The organism is Arthrobacter sp. Helios (assembly GCF_023167125.1).
In the GTDB taxonomy this organism is placed as follows: Bacteria; Actinomycetota; Actinomycetes; order Actinomycetales; family Micrococcaceae; genus Arthrobacter_B; species Arthrobacter_B luteolus.
Window position 1 is genome coordinate 2210122 of record NZ_CP095402.1, and the last position, 16762, is coordinate 2226883.

General features: G+C 64.3%; 15 protein-coding genes. 6 read left to right on the top strand and 9 right to left on the bottom strand.

The window, feature by feature from the left end; genetic code table 11:
- The first annotated feature begins 14 nt into the window (after positions 1 to 14).
- Together ArtHe_RS09905 and galE are read left to right on the top strand one after the other, a co-directional pair.
- Positions 15 to 887 carry a hypothetical protein gene (locus tag ArtHe_RS09905; RefSeq protein ID WP_248316652.1) on the top strand — a complete coding sequence of 291 codons (873 nt, stop codon included), beginning with the start codon at positions 15 to 17 and terminating at the stop codon, positions 885 to 887.
- Between the two features lie 40 nt (positions 888 to 927).
- Positions 928 to 1947 carry a UDP-glucose 4-epimerase GalE gene (gene galE, locus ArtHe_RS09910; protein WP_248316653.1) on the top strand — a complete coding sequence of 340 codons (1020 nt, stop codon included), beginning with the start codon at positions 928 to 930 and terminating at the stop codon, positions 1945 to 1947.
- 91 nt (positions 1948 to 2038) lie between these two features.
- Here the strand turns inward: galE and ArtHe_RS09915 are convergent, their stop codons facing one another.
- The 3 genes from ArtHe_RS09915 to fdxA all read right to left on the bottom strand — a co-directional run bounded on the left by ArtHe_RS09915 (position 2039) and on the right by fdxA (position 4993).
- Complete coding sequence (locus ArtHe_RS09915) at positions 2039 to 3331, bottom strand: citrate synthase (protein WP_066295728.1); 1293 nt, start codon at positions 3329 to 3331, stop codon at positions 2039 to 2041.
- Between the two features lie 187 nt (positions 3332 to 3518).
- A complete protein-coding gene (gene dapC, locus ArtHe_RS09920; RefSeq protein ID WP_248316654.1) occupies positions 3519 to 4673 on the bottom strand; it encodes a succinyldiaminopimelate transaminase in 1155 nt (384 codons plus the stop codon).
- Entirely contained in the window at positions 4670 to 4993 is a 324-nt protein-coding gene (fdxA, locus tag ArtHe_RS09925; protein ID WP_066295741.1) for a ferredoxin, read from the bottom strand. The genes dapC and fdxA overlap by 4 nt, the downstream gene beginning before the upstream one ends.
- 125 nt (positions 4994 to 5118) lie before the next feature.
- Here fdxA and ArtHe_RS09930 point away from each other — a divergent pair, with 125 nt between their 5' ends.
- Both ArtHe_RS09930 and ArtHe_RS09935 read left to right on the top strand, forming a co-directional pair.
- Entirely contained in the window at positions 5119 to 5358 is a 240-nt protein-coding gene (locus ArtHe_RS09930; protein ID WP_248316655.1) for a hypothetical protein, read from the top strand.
- A gap of 92 nt (positions 5359 to 5450) precedes the next feature.
- Positions 5451 to 5897, top strand: coding sequence for a winged helix-turn-helix domain-containing protein (locus ArtHe_RS09935; RefSeq protein WP_349238349.1), 447 nt, complete (start codon positions 5451 to 5453; stop codon positions 5895 to 5897).
- Positions 5898 to 5908: 11 nt separating this feature from the next.
- On the opposite strand, the gene ArtHe_RS09940 is transcribed toward ArtHe_RS09935, so the two are convergent.
- The 3 genes from ArtHe_RS09940 to ArtHe_RS09950 all read right to left on the bottom strand — a co-directional run bounded on the left by ArtHe_RS09940 (position 5909) and on the right by ArtHe_RS09950 (position 10473).
- Entirely contained in the window at positions 5909 to 6430 is a 522-nt protein-coding gene (locus tag ArtHe_RS09940) for a hypothetical protein (protein ID WP_248316657.1), read from the bottom strand.
- A gap of 10 nt (positions 6431 to 6440) precedes the next feature.
- On the bottom strand, positions 6441 to 8363 hold the full coding sequence (typA, locus tag ArtHe_RS09945) for a translational GTPase TypA (RefSeq protein WP_066295748.1): 1923 nt from the start codon (positions 8361 to 8363) through the stop codon (positions 6441 to 6443).
- 274 nt (positions 8364 to 8637) lie between these two features.
- Positions 8638 to 10473 (bottom strand): ABC transporter ATP-binding protein, encoded by a 1836-nt coding sequence (locus tag ArtHe_RS09950; RefSeq protein WP_248316658.1) that lies wholly within the window; start codon positions 10471 to 10473, stop codon positions 8638 to 8640.
- Positions 10474 to 10564: 91 nt separating this feature from the next.
- Here ArtHe_RS09950 and ArtHe_RS09955 point away from each other — a divergent pair, with 91 nt between their 5' ends.
- Positions 10565 to 11194, top strand: a complete 630-nt coding sequence (locus ArtHe_RS09955; RefSeq protein ID WP_248316659.1) for a PH domain-containing protein — start codon at positions 10565 to 10567, stop codon at positions 11192 to 11194.
- 32 nt (positions 11195 to 11226) lie between these two features.
- On the opposite strand, the gene ArtHe_RS09960 is transcribed toward ArtHe_RS09955, so the two are convergent.
- The 3 genes from ArtHe_RS09960 to ArtHe_RS09970 all read right to left on the bottom strand — a co-directional run bounded on the left by ArtHe_RS09960 (position 11227) and on the right by ArtHe_RS09970 (position 15793).
- Complete coding sequence (locus tag ArtHe_RS09960) at positions 11227 to 12249, bottom strand: ABC transporter permease (RefSeq protein WP_248316660.1); 1023 nt, start codon at positions 12247 to 12249, stop codon at positions 11227 to 11229.
- On the bottom strand, positions 12246 to 13787 hold the full coding sequence (locus ArtHe_RS09965) for an ABC transporter permease (RefSeq protein ID WP_248316661.1): 1542 nt from the start codon (positions 13785 to 13787) through the stop codon (positions 12246 to 12248). Before ArtHe_RS09965 ends, ArtHe_RS09960 begins: the two co-directional genes overlap by 4 nt.
- A 203-nt stretch (positions 13788 to 13990) precedes the next feature.
- Complete coding sequence (locus ArtHe_RS09970) at positions 13991 to 15793, bottom strand: ABC transporter family substrate-binding protein (RefSeq protein WP_248316662.1); 1803 nt, start codon at positions 15791 to 15793, stop codon at positions 13991 to 13993.
- 338 nt (positions 15794 to 16131) lie between these two features.
- On the opposite strand from ArtHe_RS09970, the gene ArtHe_RS09975 reads away from it, so the two are divergent.
- Entirely contained in the window at positions 16132 to 16743 is a 612-nt protein-coding gene (locus ArtHe_RS09975; RefSeq protein WP_248316663.1) for an NAD(P)H-binding protein, read from the top strand.
- Positions 16744 to 16762: the final 19 nt, after the last annotated feature.

The window sequence follows — 16762 nt, forward strand, 5'->3', positions numbered from 1 at the left end:
CGGGAGAACTGGCCGTGAATCCCCGCAGTCACCCGCTGCCCGCCCGCAGGCAGCGGGTGACTGTGCTCCTCGTGGCGGGTGCCGCAGCGGCGGCCGCCGCACTTTACCTCCTGATCCTCGCGGGCACCTCCGGGGAAGACCGCCCGCTGCGGGAAAGCTGCACGGCAACCGTGAATGAGAGCTCCTGGCAGCTCACCCCGGAACAGGCGGCCAACGCTGCAACCATCACGGCTGTCGCCGTTGCCCGCGGGCTGCCTCCGCGGGCGGCGTCGATTGCGCTGGCGACGGCGGTCCAGGAATCGGGACTGCGGAATATCGACTACGGGGACGACGCCGGCCCGGATTCCCGCGGTCTGTTCCAGCAGCGTCCCTCACAGGGATGGGGTACCCAGGAGCAGATCATGGATCCGGTGTATGCCGCCAACGCCTTTTACGACGCGCTGGTGCGGGTCGAGGGGTACCAGGAGCTGCCGATCACGGTCGCCGCCCAGACGGTCCAGCGCAGTGCCTACCCGGACGCCTACGCGGATCACGAACCCGAGGGGAGGGCGTTTGCCTCAGCCCTGACCGGCCAGTCACCTGCAGCTCTGACCTGTGTCCTGAACCCCGCCGAAACCGCGGGAAACCCGGAAGCCGTCCTCGCCGCAATGACCACCCTCTACGGCACGCAGCAGGCCGTTGTCCTGGGTGATGTGCTTCTGGTTGGTGCCTCCGGCGAGTACGGCTGGTCCCTTGCGCACTGGGCTGTAGCCAATGCCCGCGCACTGGGCATCAACGAGGTCTCCTACGATTCCAGGACCTGGAGCCGCGGGAGCGGCGAATGGACCGGCTCTGACGCCTCTGATTCCCAGGTTGCCATCCATGTTGCCCCCGTGGGGGCCGGATAACCCTTCATCGGCCGCCGGGTCCACCCAGTAGGCTGGAAGGATGCGAATACTAGTCACCGGAGGAACCGGCTACATCGGCTCCCACACCACACTGGAACTGCTGCAGGCTGGGCACGACGTCGTGGTGCTGGACAACCTGGCCAACTCCAGCACCGAATCCCTCAACCGGGTCCAGGAACTGTCCGGACGCACCGCGGAATTTGTGCAGGCCGATCTGCTGGACCCGCAGGCCCTCGAAGAGGTCTTCGCCGCGCACTCCCCCGAGGCGGTGATCCACTTCGCCGGTCTGAAGGCCGTCGGCGAGTCGGTAGCCAGGCCCCTGTACTACTACCGGAACAACGTCGCCGGCACCCTGAACCTGCTGGAGGTGATGGACCGGCATGATGTGCGCACCATCGTGTTCAGTTCCTCCGCCACCGTCTACGGCGCCTCCGAGGAAGTGCCGCTGGTGGAGAAGATGCCGATGGACGCCGTGAACCCCTACGGCCGGACCAAGGAACAAATCGAGGACATCCTGGCGGACCTTGGTGCCTCCGACGAACGCTGGAGCATCGCCCTGCTGCGCTACTTCAACCCGGTCGGCGCCCATGAATCAGGCCGCATCGGCGAGGACCCCACGGGTGTGCCGAACAATCTGCTTCCGTTCGTGGCGCAGGTTGCTGTCGGGCGCCGGGAAAAGGTCATGGTCTTCGGCAATGACTACCCCACACCGGACGGAACGGGTGTGCGCGATTACATCCACGTCATGGACCTCGCGGCAGGGCACCTGGCGGCGCTGGACTACATTGCGGCCCGCAAGGGCGTCAAACGGTGGAACCTGGGCACCGGCAACGGCTCCTCGGTCCTGGAGGTGCTTGCCGCATTCTCGAAGGCAGCCGGCAAGGACGTCCCGTACGAATTCGCCCCGCGCCGTCCCGGCGATGCAGCCGTCAGCTATGCTGATCCATCCGCCGCGCTCGCCGAGCTGGGCTGGTCCGCTGGACGGTCCCTTGACGATATGTGCCAGGACCACTGGAACTGGCAGAAGCAGAACCCGCAGGGTTACGCCACCGGTTCCTGATCCCAAGACGCTCCTGATCCGGAGACGCTCCAATACGCCAAAGGGCGGGCCGCTTCCTCAAGAGGAAACGGCCCGCCCTTTGGTTTTGGTTCTAGCGCTCCGGGTAGTTGCGTTCCGGCACACCCGTGTAGAGCTGGCGCGGGCGGCCAATCTTGGTCTGCGGATCCTGCATCATTTCGCGCCACTGGGCAATCCAGCCAGGCAGGCGGCCAATGGCGAAGAGCACCGTGAACATCTTCTCCGGGAAGCCCATCGCCTTGTAGATGAGGCCGGTGTAGAAGTCCACGTTCGGGTAGAGCTTGCGCTCGATGAAGTAGTCGTCCGCGAGGGCTTTCTCCTCCAGGCGCATGGCGATGTCCAGCAGTTCATCGTTGCCGCCGAGGTCCGCGAGGATCTCGTGTGCTGTGGCCTTGACGATCTTGGCGCGCGGATCGTAGTTCTTGTAGACGCGGTGCCCGAAGCCCATGAGCTTCACGCCGTCTTCCTTGTTCTTCACCTTCTCCATGAAGTCTTCCGGCTGCATGCCGGTGGACTGGATCTGGCGGAGCATGTTCAGCACGGCTTCGTTGGCACCGCCGTGCAGCGGTCCGAAGAGCGCGCTGATGCCGGCGGAGATGGAAGCGAACATGTTGGCGTTGGAGCTGCCGACCAGGCGGACAGTCGACGTCGAACAGTTCTGTTCGTGGTCTGCGTGCAGGATGAGCAGCAGGTCGAGTGCCTTGACGAGCTTCGGATCCACATCGTACGGCTCGGCCGGCAGGCCGAAGGAGAGCCGCATGAAGTTCTCCACCAGGTTCATGGAGTTGTCCGGGTACAGCATGGGCTGCCCGATGCTCTTCTTGTGCGCGTAGGCCGCAATCACCGGGAGCTTCGCCATCAGGCGGACGGTGGAGAGTTCCACCTGCTCATCGTCGAAGGGGTCCAGGGAGTCCTGGTAGAACGTGGACAGGGCGCTGACGGCGGAGGAAAGCACCGGCATCGGGTGCGCGTCGCGGGGGAAGCCGCCGAAGAAGCCCTTGAGGTCCTCATGCAGCAGCGTGTGCCTGCGGATTCGGTGGTCGAAGTTTTCCAGCTCTGTGGCAGTGGGAAGGTTGCCGTAGATCAGCAGGTATGAGGTCTCGAGGAAGCTCGAGTGCTTGGCCAGCTGTTCGATCGGGTACCCGCGGTAGCGCAGGATCCCTGCGTCACCGTCGATGTAGGTGATCGCCGAGGTGGTTGCCGCGGTATTCATAAAGCCGGGATCGAAGGTGACGGTTCCCGTCTGCTTCAGCAGCTTCGATACGTCGAAACCGTCGTTGCCTTCTTCCGCCGCGATGCGGGGCAGCTCCAGCTTGTCCCCCGGGTCGGTCCCATAGTGCAGCTCGGCACTCGGTCGCTCAGTCATTTTTCTCCTTCAGGAGTTGAAGAACCCACTGCTACGGGCCCTCGTCCTCGTGAGGGAAGCGCCCATAGTACACATTCGGTGCTTAAACTATTTCGCTCAAAACGCTACCGGCTGACCGGGCGATACCACTAATCGGTAATCATCTTGTTGTGCAAGCGCAACATGGCTGCGCCGTGTCACGGGCCAATCAGCCCGCAGCTTCGGTCAATCGCCGGGCAGCCGCCGCAATCCGTTCATCGCTGCCTGTCAGAGCCACGCGGATGAATCCTGCCCCCGCGTCACCGTAAATCACGCCCGGTCCGACGACGATTCCCTGGTCGGCGAAGCGTTCGACCGTTTGCCAGGTGTCTTCTCCGGCCGTGGCCCAGAGATAGAGGCCAGCTTCGGAATGCCGGATGTCCAGGCCGAAGGCTTCCAATGCGGGAACCAGGAGTTCCCGCCGGGCCCGGTACTTGTCCTTCTGCTCTGCAACGTGCGCGTCTTCGGACAGCGCCGCCTGCATGGCTGCCTGCACCGGAGCCGGAACAATCATGCCGGCGTGCTTTCGGCTGTTGACCAGGTTCGCGATGATCGCGGAGTCCCCGGCCACGAACGCTGCCCGGTAGCCGGCCACGTTGGACTGCTTGCTGAGCGAATAGACGGACAGCAGCGCTTCGTTGCTGCCGCCGCTCACACGGGGGTCCAGGACTGATGGAACCGGGGCTCCGCCCCGTGCGGTGTCCCATTCGCCCCAGCCGAGTTCGGCGTAGCACTCATCGGAGGCCACCACGGCGTCAAGTGTCCGGGCCTGCTCCACCAGCCGGGCCAGGGATTGCGTATTACGGACGATTCCGGTGGGGTTGCCGGGCGAATTCACCCAGACCAACCGGACCCTGGCACGGGTCTGATCATCCAGGTCGTCCAAGTCGTCTGCGGCCACCGCGGTGGCACCGGCGAGGACGGCACCCATGTCATAGGTGGGGTAGGCGACGGTCGGACGTACGACGACGTCTCCCGCCCCTAGCCCCAGCAGCAGCGGGAGCCAAGCCACCAGTTCCTTGGAACCGACGGTCGGCATAATGTCCTGCGGATCCAGGCCAGGTACGGCACGGCGGCGGGCGAACCACGCCGCGATGGCCTGGCGGAGTTCGAGCGTGCCGTGCGTCGTGGGATATCCGGGCGCATCGGCTGCTGCGGCCAGCGCCTCCTGAATGAAACCGGGGGTTGGGTCCACCGGCGTCCCGATGGACAGGTTCACGGCGCCGCCGGCATGGGCAGCGGCCTTCCGTGCGTACGGAGCCATGGCTTCCCAGGGGTACTCCGGGAGGTTCAGTCCGAAGCTCCGGGAGACGGTCCCGCTCATTCCTGGTTCTGCGGCGGGAGGGCGGCGATCAACGGGTGATCCTTGTGGGTATTGCCGAGCTTGGCAGCGCCGCCCGGAGAACCCAGGTCATCGAAGAACTCGACGTTCGCCTTGTAGTAGTCGGCCCATTCCTCAGGAGTGTCGTCCTCGTAGTAAATAGCCTCCACGGGGCACACCGGTTCGCAGGCACCGCAGTCGACGCACTCGTCGGGGTGGATGTAGAGGGAGCGTTCACCTTCGTAGATGCAGTCCACGGGGCATTCTTCGATGCATGCCTTGTCCTTAACATCCACGCATGGCTGCGCAATTACGTACGTCACGTCCCTTTGCCTTCCTTGGTGTGCGGATTTATCGCTGATCAGCGGTTGTCCACGAGGTGATGCTTCCACGTTAGTAGCCCACACCATTATCTCCCAGCCGGACGGCGCCCGCGTACTATGTAACGATGACTTCCCAGACGCCCGAATCCCGCCTCCGCGAGGCCGGGACCGGGCGCCGCGCCGTCGTCAGGTACCGGATCGAGGGTGGGTTGACCGATGCTCTGGGAACCATCATTGCCCTTGACTCTGCCGGCTGCACGATAGCGACCCGGACCGGCGAGGTGTTTATCCCCTGGGAACTGGTCACCGCCGGCAAGCCGGTACCGGAGGCTCCACCGCGGCGCCGGCCGCGCACCGGGCCCTGAACCCAGAAAAAACCGCAGGAGCTGCGGCGTATGCTGAGGTGATGCCGAGCGATGAGGTACTCCAAGCCCGTGGACGGGCACTAAGTTCTCCAGTGAGGGTGCGTATCCTGCGGCTTTGCCTGCACCGGGAGCGGACCAACAAGGAAATTGCCGAGGCGCTGGGCCTTAATCCGGCAACCGCCCTGCACCATGTCCGGACCCTGCTTGGCACCGGGTTCCTGTCCGCCGGAGAGCCCCGGACCGGCAACCGCGGCGCGAAGGAAATCCCGTACCGCGCCACTGGCCTCAGCTGGCAGACATCGGTGCCCGAAGGCACGAAAGCGGTGCTGGTGGAGACTTTCCTTCAGGAGATCGACGGCCTGTCTCCGGCGGATATAGATGTGGTGCGGATGGGTGTGTGCCTTAACGAGGAAAACCGCAGCTCCATGATGGCGAAGCTGCGGGCTGTCCTTGAGGAGTATGCCGTACGCGGTCCGGATCCTGACGGCACCCCAACGTCACTCCTGCTGGCCCATCACCTGGACCCTGCGGGGAATTAGGCTGACGGTTTCTACCGGCCGGATTCCGGGCCCTGAACGGCCCCAGGTCCGCCGGGACGATAGCCGGGATCCGTTCCGTAGCCCAGCGGCTGCGGAGCAGCCGCCGTGCGCTCGAACAACGTCTCACGGCGCAGCACGCCGGCAGTGACCAGGACCGCAGCCACAGTCGCTGCCGCCTGCCCGTAGATCCAGATCAGCCCGGCCGTGGTCACCGGCAGGTCGAGGTTGGAGACGGTTCCGGTAACGATCAGCGGACCGCCAAAAACGTCGAGGCTGAAGAAGCCGAGCAATACGTACGTCAACACCCCGGTCAGCGCGCTGACCAGGACGGAACGCGCCCACAGGCCGGCCAGGACGGAGATGGCGGCGCTGAAAACCAGCGCTCCCACAGCCCCCAGGGGCAGGGCTGTGTCCCCGGCAAAGACCGTCTGGGCGTGCAGCGACGTCCCCAGGACGGCCGCTGCCACGGCACCCAGAACCACGGCCACCGGGCCCCGCAGACGCGGGACCCGGTGACCGGAGGTACGTGCCATGGCGATGGTGCTAGGCCTTGGCGCGGGCGCGGTTGGCCTTGGCACGCTCGTTGGCGTCCAGGATGAGCTTGCGGATGCGGATCGACTCGGGGGTGACCTCAACGCATTCGTCCTCACGGGCGAATTCGAGGGATTCCTCCAGGGTCAGCTTCCGCGGCGGGGTCAGGTTCTCGAAGGTATCCGAGGAAGCTGCACGCATGTTGGTGAGCTTCTTTTCCTTGGTGATGTTCACGTCCATGTCATCGGCGCGCGAGTTCTCACCAACGATCATGCCTTCGTAAACCTCGGAGGTCGGCTCCACGAAGAAGGAGCCGCGTTCCTGCAGGTTGATCATGGCGAACGGGGTAACCACGCCGGCACGGTCAGCGATCATCGAACCGTTGGTGCGGTATTCGATCGGACCGGCCCACGGCTCGTAGCCCTCGGCGATGGAGGCGGAGATGCCGGCACCGCGGGTTTCGGTGAGGAACCGGGTGCGGAAGCCGATCAGGCCACGTGCCGGAACAATGAATTCCATGCGGACCCAGCCGGTGCCGTGGTTAGCCATGTTGACCATGCGGCCCTTGCGGGCAGCCAGCAGCTGCGTAACAGCGCCCAGGTATTCTTCGGGCACGTCGATGGTCATGTGTTCCATCGGCTCGTGGACCTTGCCGTCGACCATCTTGGTGACAACCTGCGGCTTGCCGACCGTCAGTTCGAAGCCTTCGCGGCGCATCTGCTCCACGAGGATGGCCAGGGCGAGCTCGCCGCGGCCCTGGACTTCCCAGGCGTCGGGACGCTCGGTCGGCAGGACGCGCAGTGAGACGTTACCGATCAGTTCCTTGTCGAGGCGGTCCTTGACCTGGCGTGCGGTGACCTTGGCGCCCTTGACCCGGCCGGCAAGCGGCGAGGTGTTGATACCGATGGTCATGGAGATCGCGGGATCGTCCACGGTGATCAGCGGCAGCGGCTTGGGGTTGTCGACGTCGGTGAGGGTTTCGCCGATGGTGATGTCTTCGATGCCGGCGACGGCAACGATCTCACCGGGACCGGCGGATTCGGCCGGAACGCGCTCCAGTGCCTTGGTGGCCAGGAGTTCGGTGATCTTGACCGTCTTCATGGTGCCGTCTGCACGGGCCCAGGCAACCTGCTGGCCCTTGCGCAGGGTGCCGTTGAAGATGCGCAGCAGCGCGAGGCGGCCCAGGAAGGGGGAAGCATCCAGGTTGGTGACGTGCGCCTGCAGGACACCTTCGGGATCGTAGGTCGGAGCCGGGATGTGGTCAATGATGGTCTGGAACAGCGGTTCCAGGTTGTCGTTGGCCGGAGCCTGGCCATCGGCCGGCTGCTCCAGGGAGGCAGCGCCAACGCGTGCGGCGGCGTAAACCACGGGAACGTTCAGCACCAGGTCGAGGTCCAGGTCGGGAACCTCATCGGCCAGGTCGGAGGCCAGGCCCAGGAGCAGGTCCATGGCTTCGCTGACGACTTCGTCGATGCGTGCGTCGGGGCGGTCAGTCTTGTTGACCAGCAGGATGACGGGAAGCTTCGCGGCCAGGGCCTTGCGCAGCACGAAACGGGTCTGCGGGAGCGGGCCTTCGGAGGCGTCCACGAGCAGCACAACGCCGTCGACCATGGACAGGCCGCGCTCGACCTCTCCACCAAAGTCGGCGTGGCCGGGGGTGTCAATCACGTTGATGGTGATGGTTTCGCCCTTGGCGGCGGGGCCGTTGTAGAACACGGTCGTGTTCTTGGCCAGGATGGTGATGCCCTTTTCACGTTCCAGGTCACCAGAATCCATCACGCGTTCTTCAACGTCTCCGTGGGATGCGAAGGAGTTCGTCTGCTTGAGCATGGCGTCGACGAGGGTCGTTTTGCCGTGGTCAACGTGGGCCACAATAGCAACGTTCCGGAGGTCGCTTCGCACAGCGCTGTTCACAGCCGTGTTGGTTTCTGACATGCGTGAAGACTCAATTCATAGGTAAGCGTTCGGGGATGGTTCACAGTGGTCCGGAGTCGATCCGGAGAATCCGGCAGTTCTGTACAAATGCTGCGTGGGAACACACGTGTAGGAATCGCCGAGAGGCCGCCGTCAGCGGGCACCATACTATTCTAGTCGTTTTGCCAAAGGTTCCCTAATGCGGACCTGCCGCACCCGGCGCAGCATGCAGGAAGGCCCCTCCCTGGACCATAGCCGGGAAAGGGGCCTTCCGCAGTTCGGATACGCCGAAAGACTAGGAAACGACGCCGGAGCCCGCGTTCAGCTTGGCCCGAAGTTCCCGCCGTTCGCGCTGCTTGTCCGGATCCGGGAGCGGCACTGCGGCGATCAGGCGCTGCGTGTACTCCTGCTGCGGGTTGCGCAGGATCTGGTCGCGGGTGCCCTGTTCCACGATCCGCCCGTGACGCATCACACAAATGTTGTCAGCCAGCACGTCCACGACCGCCAGGTCATGGGTGACGAAGAGGCACGCGAACCCAAGTTCCCGCTGCAGGTTCTGGAACAGTTCCAGCACCTTGGCCTGCACGGAAACGTCCAGGGCCGACGTCGGTTCGTCCGCCACCATCAGCTTCGGCTTCAGGGACAGGGCGCGGGCAATACCCACGCGCTGTTTCTGGCCGCCGGAAAGCTCGTGGGGGTACCGGTTTCGGTAGGCCCGGGGCAGTTCCACCTGGTCCAGCAGTTCTTCGATCCGCTGCTGCAGGGCGGCGCCCTTGGCCTCCCCCGCCAGGAACATCGGCTCGCCGATGCTCTCGCCGATGGGCAGCCGCGGGTTCAGCGACGAAGACGGATCCTGGAAGACCATCCCCACCTGGCGGCGGAGCTGGTGCATGGCCTTGGAGTTGGGCTTCAGCTCGGAGATGTCCGTGCCGACCACGCGGAGTTCGCCCTCGGCCACGGGCAGCAGCCCGACTGCCGCACGGCCGATGGTGGTCTTGCCGGAGCCGGATTCACCGACCAGGCCCATGACCTGTCCGGGGAAGATGGACAGGTTGGCGCCCTCAACGGCACGGAATGCAGCAACCCGGCCTTGCTTGGGGTATTCAATGGCAACGTTTTCCAGCACCAGGACGGGTTCTGCTGCGGGAGCCGGGGTCTTTGTGGCCGAAGCAGTTTCCAGGCCGGCGAGGACAATCTCCTCGCGGCGTGCCAGTTCCTCCTGGTCCACGGACTCCAGCTCAACGTTGGTTGCCGCTGCCAGCGCGGCGACCACGTCCACGTCCTCGCCGTCGGCACCCTGGCCCAGGTGGGGAACGGATTCCAGGAGCGCCCGGGTATAGGGGTGCTGCGGGTTGGCGAAGACTTCCTTCGCTGTCCCGGTTTCCACAATCACACCGTGGCGCATCACGGCAATCCGGTCCGCCAGGTCCGCGACCACGCCCATGTCATGGGTGATGAGGACGATGGCCGAGTTCAGCTTGTTGCGCAGGTTCCGCATCAGGTCGAGGATTTCCGCCTGGACGGTGACGTCCAGTGCAGTGGTCGGCTCGTCCGCGATCAGCAGCTTCGGGTCGCAGGAGAGCGACTGGGCGATCATGGCGCGCTGGCGCTGGCCGCCCGAAAGCTGGTGCGGGTAGGACTTGAACGCTTTCTCCGGGTCCGGGAGCTCCACCATGGCCAGCAGTTTCAGCGCGCGCTTCGCGGCCTCGTCCGGGGACATTTCGTTGTGCAGCCGCAGGGTCTCCACAATTTGGAAACCCACCGTGTAGACCGGGTTCAGCGCCGTCATCGGCTCCTGGAAAATAACCGCTACATCGTTGCCGCGGACCTGCCGCAGCTTGTGCGGGGACAGGCCCAGCAGGGACTTGCCGTCCAGCAGGACCTCACCGGTAACCCGGGAGTTCGTGGGCAGCAGGCCCAGCAGCGCCATGGAGCTGGCACTTTTCCCCGAGCCGGATTCGCCCACGATGGCCAGGACTTCTCCGGCGTTGACGTGGTAGTTCAGTCCGACGGCGGCCGGAACCCATTCCTTGTCCACCCCGAAGTCAACCGAGAGGTCGCGGACTTCCAGGACCGGGGGCCGGTCCTGACGGCTCGCGGTGTCCGAACTTCCGATAATGGTTTCAGTCATGGCCGTGGTTTCCTTCCGTCCAGGCTGCACGCCGGTCCCGGGTCATCGGGCCGATTACAGAGGTACCTGGAAATGCTGTAACGATGGGGGTATGTCGATCCCGCTGAACGATCCTGACGCCGCGCTTTTCCGTCCACGGACCACACTCTGGTTCACCGGGATTGCCGGGCTGCTGGCCCTGGCGGCCATGGTGTCCGCGGTCCTGAGCTCCGGATTCTCCGGGCTGCTGGCCACGGCTCCCCTGCTGCTCATTCCAGCGGTTGCCAGCTGGCTGTTCTGGTATCCAAGTGTGCGGGTGAATGCGAACGGCGTCGTCCTGCACAATCCGATCCGCACCATTGCCGTTCCCTGGGCCGGGCTGATCCATGTGGACACGCGCTTCGCACTCAAGCTCGTAACGCCGTCGGGCTCCTACACTGCCTGGGCTGCACCTGCGCCCGGCGTCTGGGGCACCCACGCGGGAAAACCCGAGCATGTGCGCAACCTGCCGGGCAGCACGTACGGGGCCGGCGGATCGGTACGGCCGGGCGACCTGAGCCACACCGACTCCGGGCAGGCGGCCCGGATGGTCCGCAGCCGCTGGGAAGCACTGGTTAACGCTGGTGCCATCGACCCGGACCAGACCGAAACCGCCCGCGCGGCGATCAGCGTGAACTGGCGTTGGCTGCTGGGTCTGCCCGCGCTGGCCGTAGTGCTCTTCGCCCTGGCGGGACTGGCCTAGGGCCAGCCCCGCGTCCGGCGTCTGCGGCGCCACTACTTGCCAGCCGCCGTCGTCTTCATCCGCTTGGCATTGAACTTCTTCTGGCGCGGGTCAAAAGCGTCCCGCAGCCCGTCGCCGATGAAGTTGATGCACAGGCAGATCGACACGATGAAGAGGCCGGGCCACCAGAAGAGCCAGGGGCGGGTCTGGAAGGCTTCCTGGTTCTGGCTGATCAGCAGGCCGAGGGAAACATCCGGGGGCTGGACACCGAAGCCGATGTAGCTCAGGGAGGTTTCGAGAAGAATCGCCGTGGACATCAGCAGAGTGGTGTTCACGATGATGACTCCGACCGCGTTCGGCAGGATGTGCTTGAAAATGATCCGGTTGTTGGATGCGCCGGCAATCCGGGCCGCGTCAACGAACTCCCGCTCCCGCAGGGAAAGGAACTCGCCGCGCACCAGCCGTGCCAGCGAGGTCCAGGTGACCAGGCCGAGGAAGATGCCGAGCAGCACGACGCCGATTCCTTCGCCGACCAGGCGGTCGGCGGTGCGTCCCAGCACAGCGGCGAGGACGATGATCGGGATGATGATGATGATGTCGGTGAGCCGCATCAGCACGGCTTCCACCCAGCCGCGGAAGTAACCGGAGACGGCTCCCACGATGGAACCGACGATGCAGGCGATGGCTCCGACCAGGAACATCACGATGATCGACTGCTGGGTGCCGCGCATGGTCATGGCGAACATGTCCCGGCCGATCCGGTCCTGGCCGAAGGGGTGGTCCCCCCAGTTGAAGATGTTCACGAAGGTTGGTGCACCGTCGTTGACCTGTGCGGAGAACTCCCGGTAGTCGTACTTCCACCAGCCCGGCAGCCCGGCAAACCCGATGGAGGTGAAAGCCAGGATGCAGATCAGTGCGAAGACCACCAGCGAAATGATGGCGGCGGTGTTGTCGAAGAAGCGTTTCCGGACGATCTGGCTTTGTGAAAGGCCCTTGGTTTTTTCTTTCGCCGCAGGCAGTTCAGGGTCGGTTCCGGGCGGGTTGGACGGGGTCTCGGCGGAATACGTAGTGCTCATGACTTCACCCTTACGCGCGGATCAAGGACGGTATAAACAAGGTCGGCCACCAGGTTGAAGACCAGGGCCAGGATGCCGGTCACCAGGAAGAATCCCATGATCGGGTTGGGATCCGTTCGGTGCAGCGCCTGGACGAACATCTGCCCCATACCGCTGAAGGCGAAGACCTGTTCCGTGATCACCGCCCCGCCGATCAGGGCCCCGATGTCGAAGGCCACGATGGTGGCCAGCGGGATCAGGGCGTTGCGGAAGGCGTGGCGCATGACCACTGTGCGTTCGGACAGTCCCTTGGCCCGGGCGGTGCGGATGTAGTCCATGTTCATGATTTCGAGCATGGAGGCCCGGGAGTAGCGGCTGTAACTGGCGAGGGAAGCCAGGAGCAGGGCGATGGTGGGCAGGAGCAGGTGGGTGAAGGTATCCAGGCCGCTGATCCAGAAGTCGCCTTCCAGGTTGGGGGTTGAAGCACCCACTGTCGCGATCGGCCTGCCGCGGATCCGCGAGTTGTCCATATAGGACGGCCAGGCATAGAAGAAACGGTCCAGGACAATCAGTCCGCCGACCAGCAGGCCGGTGAGTGCGGCTCCCCTCATGCTCTGCCCGCGGTCGTAGCCGCCCATGAAGTAGCCCACGGCACAGCCGACGGCGATGGTGGCCAGGGCCAGGAGCAGAACCATGGTCCAGGTCGCCTGATTCAGCAGCGGCTGCACGGCGTAGTAGGCCACGACGCCGATGCCAACGGTGATCAGCGCCGAGTACAGGGCCTTGCGGTTCTTCAGCCCCGCGCTGAGCAGGGTGACGCCGTAGGCGATGGCAACACCTGTCAGGGCAATCACCACCGGACCGAGGCTGGGGGCCGTGAACCAGCCGGTCAGGCCCAGCAGGTAGAGGATGGCGGCGGCCAGGGCGAATCCTGCGGCGAAGGCAATGCCTCGGCGCTGCCAGGAACCGCCGGCGAAAACAACCCAGATCAGGCCGCTGGCCAGTCCGACGCCGAGCACCACGGACATGGGTATGGTCGGGTCGGTCAGGAAGTCATTGAAGCCGATGGCCCCGTATTCCTTGAGGAGGACGGCGAGCCAGAAGATCGGCAGGGAGAAGAAGAGGAAGGCCATGAAGGTCACGCTGTAGTCCAGCGAGCTGTACTGCCGCAGCGCGGTGATGATGCCGAGCGAGATACCCACGATGATGGCCAGGATGGTGGCGGTGGTGACCAGGAGGATCGTGGCTCCCATGGCCCGGCCCAGGGCATCCGTGACGGCCTCGCCCTGGATGCTTTGGCCCAGGTCGCAGGTGGCGGCGAACGGGGCCAGGCATTTAACTGCCCCGCCCAGCCAGTGGAAATAGCGAAGCGGAGGGGGGACGTCCAGGTCCAGGAGCTCGATGCGGGAGCGGATGAGGTCATCCTTGTTTGGAGCTGGGCTGTCGCGCAGGTCTTCAAGCGGATCTCCGGACGCCGCTGTCAGGAGGTACACCAGGAACGATGCCCCGAAGAGAATTAGCACGGCGGTCAAAAGCCGCCGGACGATGTAGGTAACCATAGAGTGTCAGCCTCATTTGAACGGGTCCGGGGGTTCTCCCGGCACTCGCAGAAGTGTAGTGCAGGTCATAGTGGGTGGGAATTTGGTAAATCCCAATCACTCGCCGGACAGCGCCGGTGGAGCATGGAAAAGGTGCAAGGCGCCGGGGCCGTGAAGGCCCCCGGCGCCTTGCGGGTCACTGCTTGGCGGTTAGGCCGAAGCGGTTACTTTACTTCCCATTCCCAGAAGTTCCACCAGACACCGGTCTGGTTGGGCATGTAGGAATCAATGCCGCCGATGCTGTCGCTGTGCGCGTCCACGCCAGGCGACTGGAACAGCGGAATACCGTAGCTCGAGTCCCAGATCAGCTTGTCGATCTGGACCTGCAGGTCCTTCTGCTTGTCCTTGTCGATTTCCAGGATCAGTTCATCCATCAGGGCATCAGCTTCGGGGCTGGAGAAGCCGTTGTAGTTGGATGCTGCGCCGGTCTTGAAGATCTGCGGAACGCCGGCAACGCCGACGCCCGAGTTGATCCAGCCGAAGATGGAGGCATCGTAGGTGCCGCCGCCCAGGGCGGAGCCCCAGTCAGACTTGCCCAGGCCGCCGTCGACGACCTTGAAGCCGGCTTCGGAAGCCGACTGTGCGATCAGCGTGTAGGCGTCAACCCGGTTGGGGTTGTCCTTGTTGTACATGATGCGGATCTCCGGAGTAGCACCGGCGAGGAGCTCCTTGGCGCCTTCGATATCAACATCGGCGTACTCGGAGGAACCGTTGGCGGCCGCTGCGTCTTCGTAACCGGCCTGGTCAGCCAGGAAGATCTGGGAGTCCAGCGGTGCGGCATCCGGGTTCAGCTTCTTCGGGATGGCATCGATGATCGCCTGACGCGGAACGGTCTTCATGAAGGCCGTGCGGACATTCTCGTCTGCAAATACGCCCGTGTAGTTCAGGTCGAGGTGATCGTAGGAGATCTGGTTGCCGCTGTTGATGGTCACGCCGTCAATAGCTTCGAGCTGCTGAAGGGTGTCGGCGGAAGCCTGCGGAGCGATGATGTCCACTTCGCCGTTCTTCAGTGCCTGAACCTGTGCCGGGGCATCACCGATGTAGCGGACGGTGATTTCGTCGACCTTGGGCTCCGGGCCCCAGTTGTAGTCCTCGTTGCGGACCAGCGTCATGGAGTTCTCAGGATCGATGGCCGAAACGATGAACGGACCGTTCGAGAGGTACAGGGAAGCATCCGACGGCAGGGACTTCGTGTCGAAGCCGGTGTTCCAGAAGTCGGCAACGGCCTTCAGCTCTTCATTGGCGGCCGGAGCGGGGTTGGCAGGATCGCCAGCCGGGGTGTCCTGGATCAGCTTGATCAGCGCGTCGCCGTCGGCCAGGCCGGCCTTCTCGGCTACGACGTGGGCCGGGACATTAACGCCGCCGTCGGACAGTGCGCCGAAGGCGACTTCCCAGTCAGCGTAGGGCTCGGAGAATTCCAGCGTGATGGACCGTCCGTCGTCGCCCACCTCGGGCACGTCGGTCAGTGCCAGTCCGGAGGTATCGCCGGCGTAGTCGAAGTAGTTGGTGCCCGCGGCGACTTCGCCCGTTTCCGGATCGAGGGTCGCATCGTTGAAGTGACCGGAGTTGACTGCCCACATGAGCATCAGGTCATCGGCGTCGACGGGTTCGCCGTCGGACCAGTTAACGCCCTCGTTCACGGTGTACTTGACGGTCAGCGGATCGTCGGAGACCTTCTCATAGGTGCCGAAGTCTGTCAGCGGCTCCACCTTGAGGTCATCAGTGATGTAGTTGAAGCCGGAGTGCGTTGCGTACGCAATCTTGCTGTTGACGTCCACGTTGCCGTTCGCCGTCTGGCTGTTGAACGAGCTGAAGGCGTTAACCTCCACCACGCGGACTTCACCGCCGGTGCTCTCGCCCTCAGTGGACCCGTTATCGGTGGTCCCCTGGTTTGCAGCACAGGCGCTCAGTGCAAGTGCAGCTGCTGCCGCGACTCCCACTGCTTTGGAAATACGTCCGAAACGCATTCCGCCTCCTAATTCTTAGTGCGGGTTTCTCTCCGGCGGGATTACCGGAAGGACGGACAGCGCAGTTCCTGCGTGTCTCGTCGCATATGAGTAAGAGAGTAAGCCTCTGACCCCTACCCGGTCGTAACTTGGTTCACAGCGCGACACGGTTGTTACACGTTTGCAACCTCGAAAAAGCGATTACGGGATGTGCTCTGGCGCACAGTCTTCGGATGGTCTATTCTTGTCCACCGCCTTCCCGTGACCGCTGCCGCAGGGGCTGGACTGCGCCCTGCGGCTCGGACCCGGATCCCCGATAAACTTGCCTGCAGCAGCCATTTCAAAAACCAGAGGAATACGTGAAACTCACGATTATCGGCGGATCCAAGGGCACCGGAGCACAGCTGGCCCACCTGGCCCGGGACGCTGGCCATGAGGTCACAGTCCTCTCACGCACCGGAAGTGCGCCTGCCGGCCTGCGGGTTATCACAGGCGACGCCACGGATCCCGCAGCAGCTGCCGGTGCCGTGGCCGGAGCCGACGCCGTGGTGATCACGGTGGGCGGCGCCAAGGGAGTCCCCCAGCAGCGCGCTGCCGTCACCAGGACCGTCGTCGGCGCGATGCAGGAAACGGGCGTGCGGAGGCTGATTGTGCAGTCGTCGCTGGGCGCCGGAGATTCGGCGTCGCAACTCCCGGGTCCGCTGCGGCTGGTTGTGCGGACAGCTCTGGCCAAACCGCTGGCGGACCACAATGAGCAGGAACGCACGGTCCAGGCTTCCGGGCTGGACTGGACGATCGTCCGGCCGACCGGCCTCACGGACAAGGAACCGGCGGGCACCTGGCGCGCGCTGGAAACCAGCGGCGAAGGAAAGCTGGGCGGTTCGATCCCGCGCGGGGACCTTGCAGCGTGCATCCTCGGGCTGCTCACCGATGATGCCAGCGTTGGCAAAGCCTTCGGCTTGAGCGGCTAGGGCCCCCACGGGCGCCACC